General features: G+C 44.6%; 11 protein-coding genes and 2 pseudogenes. 5 read left to right on the plus strand and 8 right to left on the minus strand.

Features of this window, described 5'->3' with window-relative positions:
* Nucleotides 1-277 precede the first annotated feature (277 nt).
* Complete coding sequence (locus AAIG11_RS14020; RefSeq protein WP_343186859.1) at nucleotides 278-943, minus strand: dual OB domain-containing protein; 666 nt, start codon at nucleotides 941-943, stop codon at nucleotides 278-280.
* Nucleotides 944-1,199: 256 nt separating this feature from the next.
* On the opposite strand from AAIG11_RS14020, the pseudogene AAIG11_RS14025 reads away from it, so the two are divergent.
* Nucleotides 1,200-2,609: pseudogene (locus AAIG11_RS14025) on the plus strand (IS5 family transposase).
* A gap of 77 nt (nucleotides 2,610-2,686) precedes the next feature.
* On the opposite strand, the gene AAIG11_RS14030 reads toward AAIG11_RS14025, so the two are convergent.
* Both AAIG11_RS14030 and AAIG11_RS14035 read right to left on the minus strand, forming a co-directional pair.
* On the minus strand, nucleotides 2,687-3,130 hold the full coding sequence (locus AAIG11_RS14030) for a DUF488 domain-containing protein (RefSeq protein WP_343186860.1): 444 nt from the start codon (nucleotides 3,128-3,130) through the stop codon (nucleotides 2,687-2,689).
* Nucleotides 3,127-3,759 carry a DUF488 domain-containing protein gene (locus AAIG11_RS14035; protein WP_343186861.1) on the minus strand — a complete coding sequence of 211 codons (633 nt, stop codon included), beginning with the start codon at nucleotides 3,757-3,759 and terminating at the stop codon, nucleotides 3,127-3,129. Before AAIG11_RS14035 ends, AAIG11_RS14030 begins: the two co-directional genes overlap by 4 nt.
* A gap of 185 nt (nucleotides 3,760-3,944) precedes the next feature.
* Between AAIG11_RS14035 and AAIG11_RS14040 the strand changes: the two genes are divergently transcribed.
* Together AAIG11_RS14040 and AAIG11_RS18195 are read left to right on the plus strand one after the other, a co-directional pair.
* Nucleotides 3,945-4,472, plus strand: a complete 528-nt coding sequence (locus tag AAIG11_RS14040; RefSeq protein ID WP_484477163.1) for a transposase — start codon at nucleotides 3,945-3,947, stop codon at nucleotides 4,470-4,472.
* A pseudogene (locus tag AAIG11_RS18195) lies at nucleotides 4,420-4,545 on the plus strand (hypothetical protein); the annotation flags it as partial. The gene AAIG11_RS14040 and the pseudogene AAIG11_RS18195, both read left to right, overlap by 53 nt.
* Before the next feature lie 113 nt (nucleotides 4,546-4,658).
* On the opposite strand, the gene AAIG11_RS14045 reads toward AAIG11_RS18195, so the two are convergent.
* The 5 genes from AAIG11_RS14045 to AAIG11_RS14065 all read right to left on the minus strand — a co-directional run bounded on the left by AAIG11_RS14045 (nucleotide 4,659) and on the right by AAIG11_RS14065 (nucleotide 12,202).
* Nucleotides 4,659-5,543 carry a phospholipase D-like domain-containing protein gene (locus tag AAIG11_RS14045; protein ID WP_343186863.1) on the minus strand — a complete coding sequence of 295 codons (885 nt, stop codon included), beginning with the start codon at nucleotides 5,541-5,543 and terminating at the stop codon, nucleotides 4,659-4,661.
* A 236-nt stretch (nucleotides 5,544-5,779) separates the two neighbouring features.
* The gene (locus tag AAIG11_RS14050) at nucleotides 5,780-6,589 is read right to left on the minus strand and encodes a Shedu anti-phage system protein SduA domain-containing protein (protein WP_343186864.1); all 810 of its coding nucleotides are present in this window, start codon (nucleotides 6,587-6,589) and stop codon (nucleotides 5,780-5,782) included.
* 169 nt (nucleotides 6,590-6,758) lie between these two features.
* On the minus strand, nucleotides 6,759-8,423 hold the full coding sequence (locus AAIG11_RS14055; protein ID WP_343186865.1) for an IS1634 family transposase: 1,665 nt from the start codon (nucleotides 8,421-8,423) through the stop codon (nucleotides 6,759-6,761).
* 539 nt (nucleotides 8,424-8,962) lie between these two features.
* A complete protein-coding gene (locus AAIG11_RS14060; RefSeq protein WP_343186866.1) occupies nucleotides 8,963-10,552 on the minus strand; it encodes an ABC-F family ATP-binding cassette domain-containing protein in 1,590 nt (529 codons plus the stop codon).
* Between the two features lie 93 nt (nucleotides 10,553-10,645).
* On the minus strand, nucleotides 10,646-12,202 hold the full coding sequence (locus tag AAIG11_RS14065; RefSeq protein WP_343186867.1) for an ABC-F family ATP-binding cassette domain-containing protein: 1,557 nt from the start codon (nucleotides 12,200-12,202) through the stop codon (nucleotides 10,646-10,648).
* A 553-nt stretch (nucleotides 12,203-12,755) separates the two neighbouring features.
* Here AAIG11_RS14065 and AAIG11_RS14070 point away from each other — a divergent pair.
* On the plus strand, nucleotides 12,756-14,360 hold the full coding sequence (locus tag AAIG11_RS14070; RefSeq protein WP_343186868.1) for a transporter substrate-binding domain-containing protein: 1,605 nt from the start codon (nucleotides 12,756-12,758) through the stop codon (nucleotides 14,358-14,360).
* Complete coding sequence (locus tag AAIG11_RS14075) at nucleotides 14,350-15,693, plus strand: sigma-54-dependent transcriptional regulator (protein WP_343186869.1); 1,344 nt, start codon at nucleotides 14,350-14,352, stop codon at nucleotides 15,691-15,693. The genes AAIG11_RS14070 and AAIG11_RS14075 overlap by 11 nt, the downstream gene beginning before the upstream one ends.
* Nucleotides 15,694-15,731: the final 38 nt, after the last annotated feature.

Here is a 15,731-nt window from a genome sequence, read left to right on the forward strand (position 1 = left end):
AGATTTCGTAACCACTTTCTTCTCTGTAGTATTTAATTGTCTCTAATAGTTTGATGGAATCCTCCCGATCTTCAAATATGATTTGGCCGTTGATTCCCCTTAGCATGACATGGTATATTCCTGTATGCCTTTTCTTTCGTTCTTTTCTTGGCAAAATGATCACCTCATGTTCATCTTAGCATGAAGCGAGAGTTAACTTAACACAAAAGAACCGTCCCCTCGTGTCTTTTTGTCTCATTTTCAATGGGTTTAGTGTTTTTCAGTAGACCCTAATATATTATGTTAATACTGATGCTATCAATTTATAATGACATTTATCTCTCTCGTACATTTCTCCTAAACTCATAATTAATATTGGATTATAATGCAAGGAATAATTTCCATCTATTTTAGTTCTGTGCTGATTGTTGAATATTTCGTCCGTTATAGGTATGTATCTGTATCTATTACTGTTATACTCAAAGTTCATTGTAATTTTCTTTTCTTCATCATGTGACCACTGCTTGACAATTATTTCAACGTTAGTTGGACAAATCAGCATTAATGAATATATATCATCACTATTTATAGTCTTTAAATAATCGCTTGCGACCTTTTTGTTTGTATCATAGAATATAAAATTTCTATTTTCACATGGTTTAATTGCAAGTACATCATTTATAGTTGCTTTCCCAATCTTTTCCCAGTAGTAAGCATTATCAAAAATATAGTTCTCGCTTTGATAATAACTTTTTCTATCTTTTTCGCACTCAATTGCAATAATATCAAATATTTCAGCTTCTTCATTATTTTCATACATTATATCTTCTTGTTTTACAGCATAATGAATATTAGTATCATTAGATACTATTCTAACCCACTCACCGTTATTTATATCTATTCCAGCAATACAATAATTTCTATACTTTTTTGATTTTGTTAACAGAATAATTGATTTTTTCAAATGATTATTCCCCCTTTTTTCGTACTACATCGCACACTCCGCAAAATCAAACAACCATTAATCAATAATCTGAACTTTTCACAAAAGTTACACTAACTTCCCCAACCGCATTATTACTGGGTTTTCTCAAATCGTTAGTGTAACTGAGTTGCACTGATGAAAATGATAGGAACATCTAGTTTCAATGGTTACGGGTTTTTAGTGTAACAAAGGTGCAAAGTTCAGGATGTACCGAAAACCTGACCTATAACATTCCATTTATGAGTTTGTTTCACCCTTCGGCAAAGGACTGGATGAAAACAATCGATGGATCAAATTAGGTAAATTGATTCCCTGGGATACCGTTGAAAAAGAATACGCAGCCAACTTTGGAGAGGAAGGCGCACCAGCCAAGCCATCCCGCATGGCCTTTGGTGCCCTGGTGATCAAAGCACGGCTGAACACCACCGACGAAGAAACCGTCGCACAGATCACCGAAAACCCCTATCTGCAGTGGTTCATCGGATTAAAAGAGTTCCAGACAACACCGCCTTTTGACCCCTCACTGATGACACACTTTCGAAAGCGAATCAACCTGGATCTTGTGGATAGTATCAACGAAGAAACCCTGCGCCCGAAGAAAAAAGACGATGACGAACCACCAGGCAGCGGCACAGGGTCAGCATCAACCAAACCCCCATCAGAAAACAAAGGCCGCCTGATCATGGACGCCACCTGCATCCCTGCCGACATCAAATACCCCACCGATCGAAAGCCGGGACAAACTGGATGAACTCATTGATCACCTCCACAAACCACTGGTTGGAAAAGAGAAACGACCACGCACCTATCGCAACCAGACGAGAAAAGACTTTCGAACATATCAAAGTCCAGGAAACCCGGTAAAAAGAAAGTGCGTAACGGTATTCGCAAACAGTTGGCCTATGTGAAAAGAAACCTGACCGCAGTTGAAAAACTTCAGGAACATCCAGCAGCGCAGCCATTAACCGCCAGACAGGAAACCATCCTTGCAATCATCAGGAAAGTGTACGACCAACAGTACACCATGTACCAAACCAAAAGCCATAGCGTTCCTGACAGAATCGTCAGTATCAGTCAACCCCACGTCAGGCCCATTGTCCGGGGAAAGGTAAACAACCCCTCAGAGTTTGGTGCCAAGCTATCCATCAGCTTGGTGGACGGTTACACCACCATCGAAAGACTCAGCTGGGACAGCTTCAATGAAAGTGCAGATTTGATTCCAGCCATTGAACGATTCAGAGAACGTCACGGTCACTACCCAGAAGCTGTCATTGTTGACAAGATCTACCGCAACCGCACCAACATTGCCTATTGCCAAGCCCGAGGCATCCGCATCAGTGGTCCAAAACTGGGCCGGCCAAGGAAGGCCATCCAGAAAATGCTGTGTCAGGTTGAAAGAGCTGATGCCTCCATTCGAAACGCTGTGGAAGGAAAATTCGGTGAAGGCAAACGAAAATACGGCCTCTCCCGACTCAGGACCAAACTTAAAGAAACCTGTGAAACAAGTATTGGGATTGCTCTCTATGTGATGAACCTGGAGCGCAAGCTCCGGGATCTTTTGCCCTCTTTTTCAAATTGGCTCTGGAAGAGTCTGAAAAAGAGTCTATACAGGTTCTGTTTGTTGAAAGAGTGTTATGTTGTTTGATAACATAGGGGTTTATTCAGCAGACCCTATGTTAGATTTTTAGTGAATTGTGCGGAGTGTGTGCTACATGAAATGTTTTAAATATGAATAATGTTTATATCTAAATCAGGGTAATTTTGTTTAACAAAATTAGCTACTAATGTTCTATGACAATTACTTGGATATGCTTCACTACACAAAAAACACACATTGTCAAGTTTGTTTTTTTCTATTAAAGTATTCTTATTGCTTCTTTCTTTTAATAAGTTAGTAAATTGGCGTTCATATTCACTCCATTCTATTTTTTTATTTTTATAGTCGCTAAGTATTTCTTTTGTTGGTGCCAACTTGACGTTATGCTCATAAGGTATTTTTAGAATCATATCTAAAAAAAATTTTAGGTCATTGCCTTTAGTAAAACCTGCTAACTGTGATGAGTTATTTAATCGGATATCAACCACTCTTTTTACTTCATTCTCTTTTAGTTTGGAAAAAAATTCTTCAGCCGATTTCTTTGTAAATCCTATTGTAAATATTTTCAACTGTTCTCACCTTCTTTCTCGCTATCTCTAATATGTCCAATTTCTTTGTTCCTTAATAAGTATGCTTCATTAATTAAATCCTCCATATCTTTTCTATCACTTATCAACTCAAAAATAGTAACTTGATCTCTATTAGGAAAATATTCATCTAATAATCTTTTTTCTATTTCCTTTTGAGTTTCTACAATCCCATTTGCAAGAATATTGTGAATATCATAACCTAATTTGTAAAACTCTCTAGCAACTAATATATTTCTATGGCAATCAAGTGGATCTTTCTCTGTACACATTAACGCAATAGTATACCCCCTTTCAATTCCTTCTTTTACTCGCTCTAACCCTTTTAAAAACAAGGGATTTTTGCTTGTTTTCTCAAAGTCTAGGTATCCTTCTTTTGTATATAGACTTATATCTTTTCTTCTTGCTCCTAACTCATTACCCATAAAAATATAGTAAATTCCATTCTTATTTAACTCACTCTTGATTTCATTTGAACTAAATTGTGGGGAAAACCTAGAGTATGGAGTACTTCTTACATCAATCACACAATTAATTTGATATTTTCTTAATAATAAAATAAACTCGTCAATTTTATGATTTGAGTGTCCGATTGTGTATAGCTTAGTCATTAATATTGCTCCTTAGTCTGATGAATATATTTACTAAATTTTACTACATGAGTAAATTTCAAATTACTAAAAACCTTGAAAAATGAACAACTTTTTTCATAATCAAAAAGGGGTTCACCCCTCCTCTGTCGAAGTATATAAGTGCGAACCAACACACCTCACAGAGAAAGGAATGAACCCTCACTGTGTATATTCGACAAGAAATCCTATTATCCTTCGAAGAAATTGAAAAATTTTCGCCACCTACGAAGTTGGAACTGATTCTTTCACAGATTGACCTAAGTGATGTCATGTCTAAGCTTGAGTCCCAGGATGTTCGCACTGGGCCAAGAGGTTACTGCAAAAGAGCCATGCTCTACGCTGTCATTGCCCGGATTGTTGAGAAAATCCCTACCATCAAAGCACTCTGTGATCGGTTGCGAGATGATGCAAGGTTTAGGTACAACTGTGGCTTTGATCCTTACCAGCCACCACCTTCCCAAGCGACTTTCACACGATTTATGAAACAACTGGAGGAAGCGGGCATTGCAGAATTATTGTTCCAGCAACAAAGGGATAAAGCCATGGCACTGGGCTTGATTCAAAAAGAAAATGTTTCGGTTGATGCCACTCATGTGAAGGCCTATGAAAAAGCTGTGGCACGGTCAAAGTGTAAGAAGGATGACAGCTCTCCCAGCTGTGAACACCGAGGGCAACAAGTTTTATTGGTATAGCTGGAAAGTACATGTGGTCTGTGATACTTTTTCCGGTTTGCCGGTAGTGATCATGGAAGCACCAGCCCATATCCATGATTCTCAAATGGCCATCCATTTGATCAGTCAGATCCCCTATGACTCCAAAGCTTACATCGCTTCCTGCACCCTTGTGGGAATGGCTTGTTACACGAAGTGTATTTGCTCTCACTTCTTATATTTGAAACGTTTTCCATCCATACTAATTCTGTGCCGCCAATTAAACCGCAAATCGCTTTTTCTGACTTCAAAAAGATATCGACCTCGGTCATCACAGGAAGCCACCGGAAGTATATTCTTTTTTAGATAATCGTATGGGATTGCAATGATTTTGGGATCATTTGCATCTGCATCTCCGACAATAACTATATTGAATTTACCTCTTTGTGAATATTCCTCTAGTCTGGTTTTGTATATCTGATATTGCCATTGATTTGTGTTTACTTTATTTCTCGAAACTATATAGTTTTTCGTATCATCCATCAACTCGTTATAGGATGGCAGTGATGGGTCTTCAATTTCCTGGTCTTCTTTGAAACCAATATCCGTAATCTTTACATTTTTGTTTCTCTTGAGTTCTTTCATCAATGTGTCATCCAGCAATCTCGAATCGAGAGATTGCCATAAACGATTGAATTCATTGATTATATCATCACAATTAAATTCATTTGAATCAAACGACATATTCCATTCTATGCCTTCAATCAGTGCACTACTTGATATGTTCGATGACCCAATTATAACATGTGCAAGTGTATCAGTTCTAAAAATGTACCCCTTTGAATGAAAAACCTTTTCTCCCTGATAACACTTCAACTCTGCACCGATTTCTTGTAGGGCATTAACTGCCTTCCACTCTGTAATGCCAAATCCCGAGCTGAAAAGCACCTTTACTTGCCCTCCTTTTTTAATCATTTCCTCCAAATCATCGATAATAATGTTGACGCCACTATACCTCAAGAAAGCTACTGAAATTAGCACTTCTCTTGATTTTTTAATTAGTATTTTTACTTCATGTGCCATTTTTATTTGATTGTTTTCAACGAACTTCATATTAATTCTCCTTTTTTAAATTTTTCAGTATGCATTTCGCATAACGCTCCGCCTTGCCGAAACTTTTGAGCCGGACAGGAGTATTTCGACCCCAAAGAGGGACTTCCGGGTGTGGTGCCGGGCGACCTCCGGAACCAACCCAAATCGGCCTGAAACCCTTGCTACATAGGCATTGTTAGCTGGTTCCTGGCGGCTTCCAGTTCAGAGCGCGCCATGGAGGGCGCACTCTTCAACAATCAATATGTTGATTTTCCAATAAGCTCTTTTGCGACATCAAACAAGTTGTCGTAATGTAATACGCTGATTTTTTCTCTATCGAATTTGGATCTTTTAATTCTATATGTCTTTTCAGTGAAATCATCTCGTCGACCTGCCACGACGACAAAGTGAATTCTCGTTTTGTCATATTTCAGGAATTCTCCATCCCGTTGAATTTCAGGATGTTTATACTTGGAAAACACTTCATACAAAGACGAATAATTCGAGTCCAACCACGTATCCCAGTCTTGAACTTGATTTAATCCTTTTCGGAATACTTCTCCTAGTTCTCCATCACCATTGGTAATTCGACCTCTTGGTTTTTCAAATTCAACAAATACAAATTCATAACCCCCAGAATTTTTGCCTATTAGCAAATAGTCAACTTTATATGAAACACCTAACATGAATTCAGGTATTATGTATGCATCGTGATGTCCAAAATTGAAATATCCTCTTAGTATCGCACCTACTAAAAAATAGGCCTTTTTCTCTTTTATAAAGTTCAATATTGCTCTTTCATCAGTTTGTGCTCCATCAAGTAGTTCTAAAAAAAGATCCAAAAAGGGAATCAGTTTTTCAGACTCTTCAAGTTCATTGATATCAAGATAATTGTTTGGAAATAATGAAATATAATGTCTTGCTGCTTTTGGATACTCTCTAAAAAGGTTTTTTCTAAAAAGTAATTTCTTCCCGTCTTTTGTAATGCTCTCTTTTTCCTTTATTCGTTCCCATTCATCCAGTTCTTCATCCGTTAAGATGGTATAGTCTCTTTCGTAGATTTTCATATTATCACCTATGTATTTGTTTTTCCGTGCAGGACGCACGGTGTATTTCCGCCATGTTTCACATAACGTCTTATTCCCGCCACTCAGCACACACTCCGCACAATACATTAAAAACCTAACACAATTTAAAGCTACACGTACTCGAAAATCCTTTAAATCTCTGAAAAAGCTATGCTGACCCCCTTGTAAACGTATCTTCCGGGATGCCAAGGTGTTTAAGCACCGTCTTCACATTGTCAAAAAGAGGATGAGCTAACCGTCTTTCAATGCGCCCGTTGTGCTCATACAAGTTCACCCGAACAGAATAGAAAATGGTGTAAATGGCAAACAGGGTGGGGTTGAATACCTCCCGTTTGCCCAGGCCAACAATTTTTTCGCCGGTTTTCTTCATCTCCCGGCGTACCACATACTCAGCCACGGACAGGAGTAAGATGACCATCAGCATCAGATAGGCAAAGGCTTCGATCCGCTGGGGACTGTCCAGGAACATGGCGTTGACAAAATGGGGACTTTTAAGTTGTTGGAACTTTTTCTCCGTTTGGCTCTGGGTTTTGTATTCCTGCAGCAGTTGGGTGGCTGAGAAGTCTGTACGGTTACTGGCCAGGATAAAGGTGCATTCCCGGATCAGATGGGCCGTAATGGCTTTTTCGTCCTCTGTGATGTGGGGCACCAGCTGGTACACCCACTGGGGATCTTTGCCCTTAGCAGGTCGACCGGGCTTTCGTTTGGGAACTTCTTTGATGTCAAACTGCACCTGGTGGAACTTCAGTTTCTGGATGTCTTTGGAAAGCTTCTGGATTTCCAGCCGGGCATCTTCTTCACAGGCAAAGGTGCGTTTTTGGAAGGGGTTAAGTTTTTTTGCCAGTTCTTCCCCCTCTTTGGCAATTTTCTTCTGCTGGCTCTTTTCTTTCTGTTCTTTCATGGAAGCAGAATAGCAGATTCCGCAGGCAAGGGGGTATCCTTTGTACTGGATGATTTCGCTGCGTACCCGGTAGGGTACAACCTGATCTTTGGCATTGGTCAATGTTAAGGGTTCAAGGGTATCAAAGGCTTCCACGGCCAGTTGCAGCAGCTCTTTAGCTTCGGTGACGTTGTCAGGCATCCGAGTGATGAGGGTAATGCCTTTTTGGGCAGCTTTCTTCAGGTTTTCTTCTGAAAAAAGGGCGCTGTCGGCGATGTAGCAGAAGGTATCTTTGTTGATGTGAAGGGAAGACAGGACGTCTTCCACCAGTTCAAGGTTTTCGTTGTTCCAGGTTTTGTCATCTTTGTTGCCGGAGAAGACCTGGCCATCCACCACGATACCTTCAGCGGTGCCAATGCCCAGTTTGATTTGTTTTTTATCGGGTCGCTTTTGTTTGCTGTGGCCAAAGTCGATTTCTATCTCGCCCAGTTTCCCATCCTCGGTTTCGTAGGTGCCCCACATGACTTTGGAGGTAGTGTCATAGTTAATGTGCTGAACCTGTATGTCGTAACGTAAGAAGGCATTGGCGGCCAGACGGCTGAAAATTTCCCGGGGTCCTGCTTCCTGTAACCGGTCTAAAAAGTGACCAAACCGGTCGTCGTTGATCTGTTCATGCCGGATGGGATAGTGGAAGAGTCCCTCCAGGTCTTTCATGGCGTAGTAGTCATCCAATCGCCAAAGGGGATGGTGGTCATCGCACATGTTCACCATCATCATCTGGGCCATGACGCCGTTGGGAATGTCTTCCGGTCTCCCTCGGTCAGAAGACAGCTTCTTGTTAAACAGTTCCACCAGTCCCATTTCTTCTGACAAACCTACGATCAGACCGGCTTTACCAGGGCTGTGCGCGTCGATCATGGTTCCCTGACTCATGGCATCCCACACTCCTTCAATCGAATTTGTGTAGGTATTCGACACCAGCGCTGCAATATCCTTTTTGCAGAATATTGCGACTATATTCAGATTCTTCTCACTTTAATTGTTGGTTAACGGTTGTTTGATTATGCGGAGTCTGCGACTCAGTTCGTTTTACCTCCCATTTCAGTAGGTATTTGCGAACCTTGGTTCGGTAATATCGACTTCTTTCTGTAACAATGCAGAGTCCCTTTTCTTTATTCTTCCAACAACCTATCCAACGGACTCTGAATTTTTCCAAGACTCTTAATGCTCACTTCCTGGACCGTCTTCTTAAACTCTTATGACCACTGCTTTTATTATGCCTTAGTTATACCTGCAAATCCAGCAAATTTTGTATAAAATTCTGCATTTTATCCTACTTATGAGATTTTCTGCTCATTCTTCTCTCCCATCTTTTTTGCCACACACAAAAGCACCCCTTCACGCTGTCTGAATAACACAGATGCGCAGGGGTGCTTGTTGATCGCTGAGGGCTTTTTGAGCCTCTTATTGCTTTATGCGGTTTTGGTTTCCAAATATTCGTCGTAGGTTTTGCGGTAGTCCAGTACGCCGTTGGGGGTGATTTCGATGATACGGTTGGCGATGGTCTGGATGAACTGGTGGTCGTGGGAGGTGAACAGCACGTTGCTGCTGTAGTCTCGCAGGCCGTTGTTCAGGGCGGTGATGGATTCCAGATCAAGGTGGTTGGTGGGCTGATCCAGAAGCAGCACGTTGGCTTCGGTGAGCAGCATGCGGGAAAGCATGCAGCGCACTCGCTCGCCGCCGGAGAGCACGTCCACCTGTTTCAGGGCTTCTTCGCCGGAGAAGAGCATTTTGCCCAGGTATCCCCGAATGTAGATTTCTGACTTTTCTTCAGAGAACTGGCGCAGCCAGTCGATGAGGGTCAGCTTCACATCGTTGAAATAGGTGGAGTTGTCTTTGGGCAGGGAGGCCACAGCAGTGGTGATGCCCCATTTAAAGGTGCCGCTGTCTGGTTCCATTTCGCCTGCCAGAATTTTCATCAGGGTGGAATTGGCCAGCTCGTTTTCTCCCACAAAGGCAATTTTATCGCCTTTGCCCACCATGAAGCTCACTTTGTCCAGCACTTTTTCGCCGTTGATGGTTTTGCTCAGGTCTTCCACCATAAGGATGTCGTTGCCCACTTCCCGATGGGGCTTGAAGCCCACGAAGGGGTAGCGGCGGGTGGAGGGCTGGATGTCGTCCAGGGTGATTTTTTCCAGCACTTTTTTACGGGAGGTGGCCTGTTTTGATTTGGAGGCGTTGGCGCTGAACCGGGCAACGAACTCCTGAAGCTGCTTGATTTTTTCTTCCTTTTTCCGGTTCTGGTCTTTCATCATTTGCAGGGCCAGTTGGCTGGACTCATACCAGAAGTCGTAGTTACCGGTGAAAATTTTAATTTTGCCAAAGTCTACATCCACCATGTGGGTGCAGGTTTTATTGAGAAAGTACCGGTCATGGGAGACGAAGATGACGATGCCGTCGAAGTTCATGAGAAATTCTTCCAGCCAGTGGATGGACTGAATATCCAGATGGTTGGTGGGCTCGTCCAGCACCAGAATATCCGGGTGGCCGAAAAGGGCCTGGGCCAGGAGCACTTTCACTTTTTGGGCGCCTTTCAGGTCGGCCATGCGGTGGCCGTGGAGGCTGGTGCCAATGCCCAGCCCCTGAAGCAGGGATGAAGCTTCGGCTTCGGCTTCCCACCCGTTGAGTTCGCTGAACTCGGCTTCCAGGTCGGCGGCTTTCATGCCGTCTTCATCGCTGAAGTCTTCTTTGGCGTAGAGGGCGTCTTTTTCTTTCATGATTTGGTGAAGCCGGGGGTTGCCCATGATGACGGTTTCCATGACTTCTTCGGCGTCGTACTGAAAATGGTCTTGCTTGAGAACCGACATGCGCAGGTTGGGGCCTACGTGCACTTCTCCTTTGTTGGCTTCCACGTCTCCTGCCAGCACTCTCAAAAAGGTGCTTTTGCCGGCTCCGTTGGCGCCAATGACCCCGTAGCAGTTGCCGGGGGTAAACCGGAGGTTCACATCTTCAAACAGTTTTTGTCCGCCAAAGCTGACGGCCAGATTGGTTACATTAATCACGTTTTCTTCGTTCCCTTCTCTCGATCCTCGCGCATTGATATGTTGACACAAGTTTTGATAGGTGTTGATATATTGACGCTGGTGTTGATATGTTTACACGATTTTGGTGGTCCAGTCTTCGCAGTTCCAGATTTCTGTCACCACTTCCCGGTAGAACTCGGGTTCGTGGCTGATGAGAAGAATGCTTCCCTTGTAGGCTTTCAGGGCTCTTTTCAGCTCTTCTTTGGCGTCCACATCCAGATGGTTGGTGGGTTCGTCCAGCACCAGCAGGTTGGTTTCTTTATTGATGAGCTTGCACAGGCGCACCTTTGCCTGTTCGCCGCCGCTGAGCACCCGCACCTGGCTTTCAATGTGCTTGGTGGTGAGACCGCATTTGGCCAGGATGCCCCGCACTTCTCCCTGGTTCAGGGCGGGGAAGGCTTCCCAGACTTCTTCGATGCAGGTGCGCTGGTTTTCTTCTTTAATCTCCTGTTCAAAGTAGCCGATGTGCAGGTAATCGCCTTCTTCCACCACGCCTTCAATGGGGGTGATTTCTCCCAGCAGGCTGCGGAGCAGGGTGGTTTTGCCCAGGCCGTTGGCTCCCACCAGGGCGATTTTCTGGCCCCGTTCCATTTTCAGGTTCAGGGGACGGGAAAGGGGTTCATCGTAGCCGATGACCAGCTCCTGGGTTTGAAAAATCAGCTTGCCGGAGGTGCGGGCGACTTTGAAATTGAACTCTGGCTTGGGTTTTTCCCTGGCCAGTTCAATGACATCCATTTTATCCAGTTTTTTCTGCCGCGACATGGCCATGTTCCGGGTGGCCACCCGGGCTTTGTTGCGAGCCACGAAATCTTTCAGCTCGCCGATTTCCTGCTGCTGCCGCTTGTAGGCGGATTCCAACTGGGATTTTTTCACTTCGTACACCTGGAGAAAGTTCTCGTATGTGCCGGTGTAGCGATCAAGCTTCTGGTTTTCCATGTGATAAATCACATTCACCACGCTGTCGAGAAAGGGCATGTCGTGGGTGATGAGGATAAAGGCGTTTTCGTAGGCCTGGAAGTACCGGCGCAACCACTCGATGTGGGTTTCGTCCAGGTAGTTGGTGGGTTCGTCCAGCAACAGGATTTCCGGTTTTTCCAGCAGGAGTTTTGCCAGCAGAATTTTGCTGCGCTGGCCGCCGCTGAGGTCGTTGACTTCTTTGTCCAGCCCGATATCTGTCAGCCCCAGGCCCCGGGCCACTTCTTCCACCTTGGCGTCGATGATGTAGAAGTCGTTGTGGTCCAGCATGTCCTGTATCACGCCCACTTCTTCCAGCATGGCGTTCAGCTGGTTTTCATCCACGTCTCCCATTTTTTCGTAAAGGCTGTTCATTTCTGCTTCCATATCAAAGAGGTATTTGAAAGCACTTTTCAGTACGTCCCGAATGGTCATGCCTTTTTCCAGCACGGTGTGCTGGTCCAGGTAGCCCACCCGCACCCGTTTGGACCACTCCACCGTGCCGGCGTCTGGCTCCAGCTTGCCGGTGATGATGTTCATGAAGGTGGATTTGCCTTCGCCGTTGGCACCAATAAGGCCCACGTGCTCTCCCTTCAGCAGCCGGAAAGACACATCGTCGAAGATGGCCCGGTCGCCAAAGCCGTGGCTCAGGTTTTTAACCGTTAACAAACTCATGATTGCTGTTCTCCTTTTTCCCTGGTTCACTGTTGATGACATGTTTCATGCTGTTGTCATGCCGTTGTCAGACTGTGGTTATACTGTTGTCAGACTGTCTTGATCCTGTTATGGTTATCATCTGACGACATGTGAGGATGATCATCTACTCACACGAAAACACGCTGCCTGTGCCGGTGAAGCGCGGCATCCTGCAGCGTGTGCCCGATTCAAATCCCATTTGCCGGCAGCAAAAGAACCTCATGGGTCTTCCTGCCCGGCTCTTGCGAGTTTCCTGTTGGTCTTGTCGATATTTACACAGCGGTTCCTTTGAAACGCTTGCCATTGTCGCGTATATTATAGCACACAATCATCATTCGTTAAAGGTACTTTCTTTTTTATCACCACTGCCGGTGAAAAGACCTTTTCTGAGAGTATACCGCGATCACCTGGTATTGGGGTATAATGAAGTAGCTGAACCAGCCGAATCGACTGAACCGACTGAACCGACTAAAAAATCTTCCTTTAACGGTGGTGCTCATGGAATGGTGATGTTTATGAAATGGTGGTACTTATGAAAAAGCGAATCTATTGGCTGCTCTTGTTCTGTTTGCTCAGTTTGTCTTTTTTGCTCTGTGCCCTTTTTTCCACCCCCGTTTATGCCGCCGCTGAAGTATACCGGGTGGCGGGAGACAGGGATTTCCCCCCCTACGAATATGTGGATGCCGACGGGAATTTCAAAGGCTTTAATGTGGATTTGCTGAAAGCCATCAGCCTTGTCACCGGAATGGAGTTTGAGTTTATCCCCATGAAATGGGAGCATGCGTATGTGTCGGTGCATCAGGGCCAGGCTGATTTAATACAGGGAATGAAGGAATCGGAACAGCGGAAAAGCATTTTCTTGTTTTCAGAATCACTCCTCACCAGTTCTCAGTCCATCTTTGTCTTGGATCAAAACAACACTGTTCGAAATGAAAGTGATTTGAAGGGAAAAACCATCGCTCTGAACAAAGAAGATATCAGTTATCGGGAAATCAGTGAAATTGAAAATGTCATCATCGCTGAGTATGATTCCCTGGGGGAAGCGCTTCAGGGTTTATTGGACGGGGAGGTGGATGCCTTAATCGGCAATACCCTCACTGTCAACTATTTATCCAAAGAAAAAAATGCCATCGACCTTGTGAAGATTGTCGGCAGGTCGATGAACGAACAGAAATACGCCATCGCCGTTCATCGAAGCAACCCGGAGCTGCTGAAGAAGCTGAATGATGGTATTCTGGAGATTCAAAACAACGGCATGTATGATTCATTATATCGAAAATGGTTTGGTGCACCCATTAAAAATGCCACCTCCAATTACGAAGTTCTTTGGAAATATACCCTGGGCATTATCGGCGCACTGGTTGCCTTGGTGACCATGATTAAAAGCGCCAACAACAAGTTGAAACGGATGATCGCCGTCAAAACCGAAGAACAGAAAGCCCTGATGCATGAGCTTCGGCATTATGATAAGCTGCAGTTCATGAACAAAATCATTTCGTCCATCGCTCATGAAATTCGAAATCCGCTGACCTCCATTAAAATATATACCAATCAGATGCCCCAAAAAATCGACAACCGCGCCTTTCTGCTGGCCGCCTCTGAAGATATTCCCCAGGAAATTGACCGGGTTGACCGCCTGCTGAAAGAATTTATGGAGTATGCCTCTCCCAAAAAACCTGTTATTGCCACCATCAACTTATATGATGAGTTGATGAGCGCCATCAAGCTGGCAAAATTTCACATGGATCACATGCGCATTCGGGTGTCGGTGGACAGGCAGCTGTTCGTAACCTTTGATGTCTCCCAGTTTAAACAGGTTGTCTTGAACTTGCTGCTGAACAGTCACGAGGCCCTGCGAAACGCCGATGATGCTGTCGTTGAAATAACGGCCCAGGAAAAGGGCCATGAAATTGTGCTCACTTTTCAGGATAACGGCTGCGGCATGAGCCGGGAAAACCTGCCCCATATCTTTGAACCTTTTTACACCACCAAGGAGTTCGGCAACGGGGTGGGCATGTTTGTGGTGAAACAGATCATTGATGACAACGGCGGCCGGATCACCGCCGAAAGTGACGGTCCCCACCAGGGAATGCGCATTCACATGAGCCTTAAAAGGGGTGATGAAGATGAAGCATAAACTATTGATTGTAGATGACGAACCTAAAATACTCAGATCTCTCACATTTTTGCTGGAGGAGCACTTCGAGGTTTACACCAGCGATAACTCAAAAGATGCCCTTGCCATTTTCAAAAAAGAAGCCATTTTCCTCATGCTCCTGGATTTAAGGCTGAATGACGAAAGCGGCCTGCAGCTCATGAACCAGTGTCTCAATCACCAGCCAAAGGCCTGCATTATCATGATGACGGCCTATTCCACCCTGGAAAACTCCATTAACGCCATTAAATCGGGGGCTTATTATTTCATTCCCAAGCCCATTAACAATGACCAGCTGCTGCTACTGCTGAACACCGCCACTGAAAAGCTGGAAATGTTCAGGAAAATTGACCACCTTGAAGGTCACCTGAAAAAGGAACTCATTGGCAGCTCCCCCTGTATTCAGAAAATCACCGAGATGATCGACAAGGTGAAAGATACCGATGCCACCATTCTCATCACGGGTGAGAGCGGTACGGGAAAAGAACTCATCGCCCATCAGATTCACCGGTCCAGTAATCGCTCTGCCTACCCTTACGTGGCCATTAACTGTGCCGCCATGCCGGGAGAACTGCTGGAAAGCGAGCTTTTCGGCTACCGTAAGGGGGCCTTTACCGGCGCCCAGAGAGATGAAATGGGCATTATCAGAAGGGCCCACAAAGGCACTCTTCTTTTGGATGAAATCGGAGAAATGGATTTGCGCCTGCAGTCTAAACTGCTGCGGTTTCTCCAGGATAAAGAGGTGCGGCACATTGGCGATGCCCAGACACACCAGGTTGATGTGAGAATCATTGGCATCACCAACCGGGACCTGACCAGGGAAGTGGAAAAGGGCACCTTCAGGGAAGACCTCTATTATCGCATCAACGTGATCAACATTGTGTCGCCCCCTTTAAGGGAACGCATTGATGATTTGCCCCACCTGACAACCCATTTCATCGACAAATACAACATTGCCTACAACAAAAACGTTGCAGGCTTTTCAGATGAGGCCTTTGAAACACTTCGAAAAAACCCCTTTAAGGGCAATGTGCGGGAGCTGGAAAACATTGTGCAGCGAGCGGTGCTGCTGAACACAGGGGATTTCATCGAACCCCATGTGCTGCATATCGGCCAGCCCAAAGAAGCCCTGACGGCCAGCCAGGCGTCAGACCCCCATTTGACGATTTTTGAGGGGGAGACCATGAAAGAAATTGAGAAAAAAGTGATTGCCTTTGCCCTGAAGAACAACGATCACAACAGAAAATGGACTGCCGACAGCCTGGGCATCAGCGAAAGAACCCTGCGGTACAAGATAAAAGAGTATCACTTATAGTACAGCCCTGATCCCACGGCCATCGACCGATACAAACA

The organism is Anoxynatronum sibiricum, from assembly GCF_039414295.1.
GTDB lineage: Bacteria > Bacillota > Clostridia > Peptostreptococcales > Tindalliaceae > Anoxynatronum > Anoxynatronum sibiricum.

Coding starts and splice junctions, on each gene's coding strand:
- AAIG11_RS14035 (WP_343186861.1), bottom strand. CDS start 3,759: ATGACTAAGCTATACACAATCGGACACTCAAATCATAAAATTGACGAG.
- AAIG11_RS14045 (WP_343186863.1), bottom strand. CDS start 5,543: ATGAAGTTCGTTGAAAACAATCAAATAAAAATGGCACATGAAGTAAAA.
- AAIG11_RS14050 (WP_343186864.1), bottom strand. CDS start 6,589: ATGAAAATCTACGAAAGAGACTATACCATCTTAACGGATGAAGAACTG.
- AAIG11_RS14055 (WP_343186865.1), bottom strand. CDS start 8,423: ATGAGTCAGGGAACCATGATCGACGCGCACAGCCCTGGTAAAGCCGGT.
- AAIG11_RS14065 (WP_343186867.1), bottom strand. CDS start 12,202: ATGAGTTTGTTAACGGTTAAAAACCTGAGCCACGGCTTTGGCGACCGG.
- AAIG11_RS14070 (WP_343186868.1), top strand. CDS start 12,756: ATGAAAAAGCGAATCTATTGGCTGCTCTTGTTCTGTTTGCTCAGTTTG.
- AAIG11_RS14075 (WP_343186869.1), top strand. CDS start 14,350: ATGAAGCATAAACTATTGATTGTAGATGACGAACCTAAAATACTCAGA.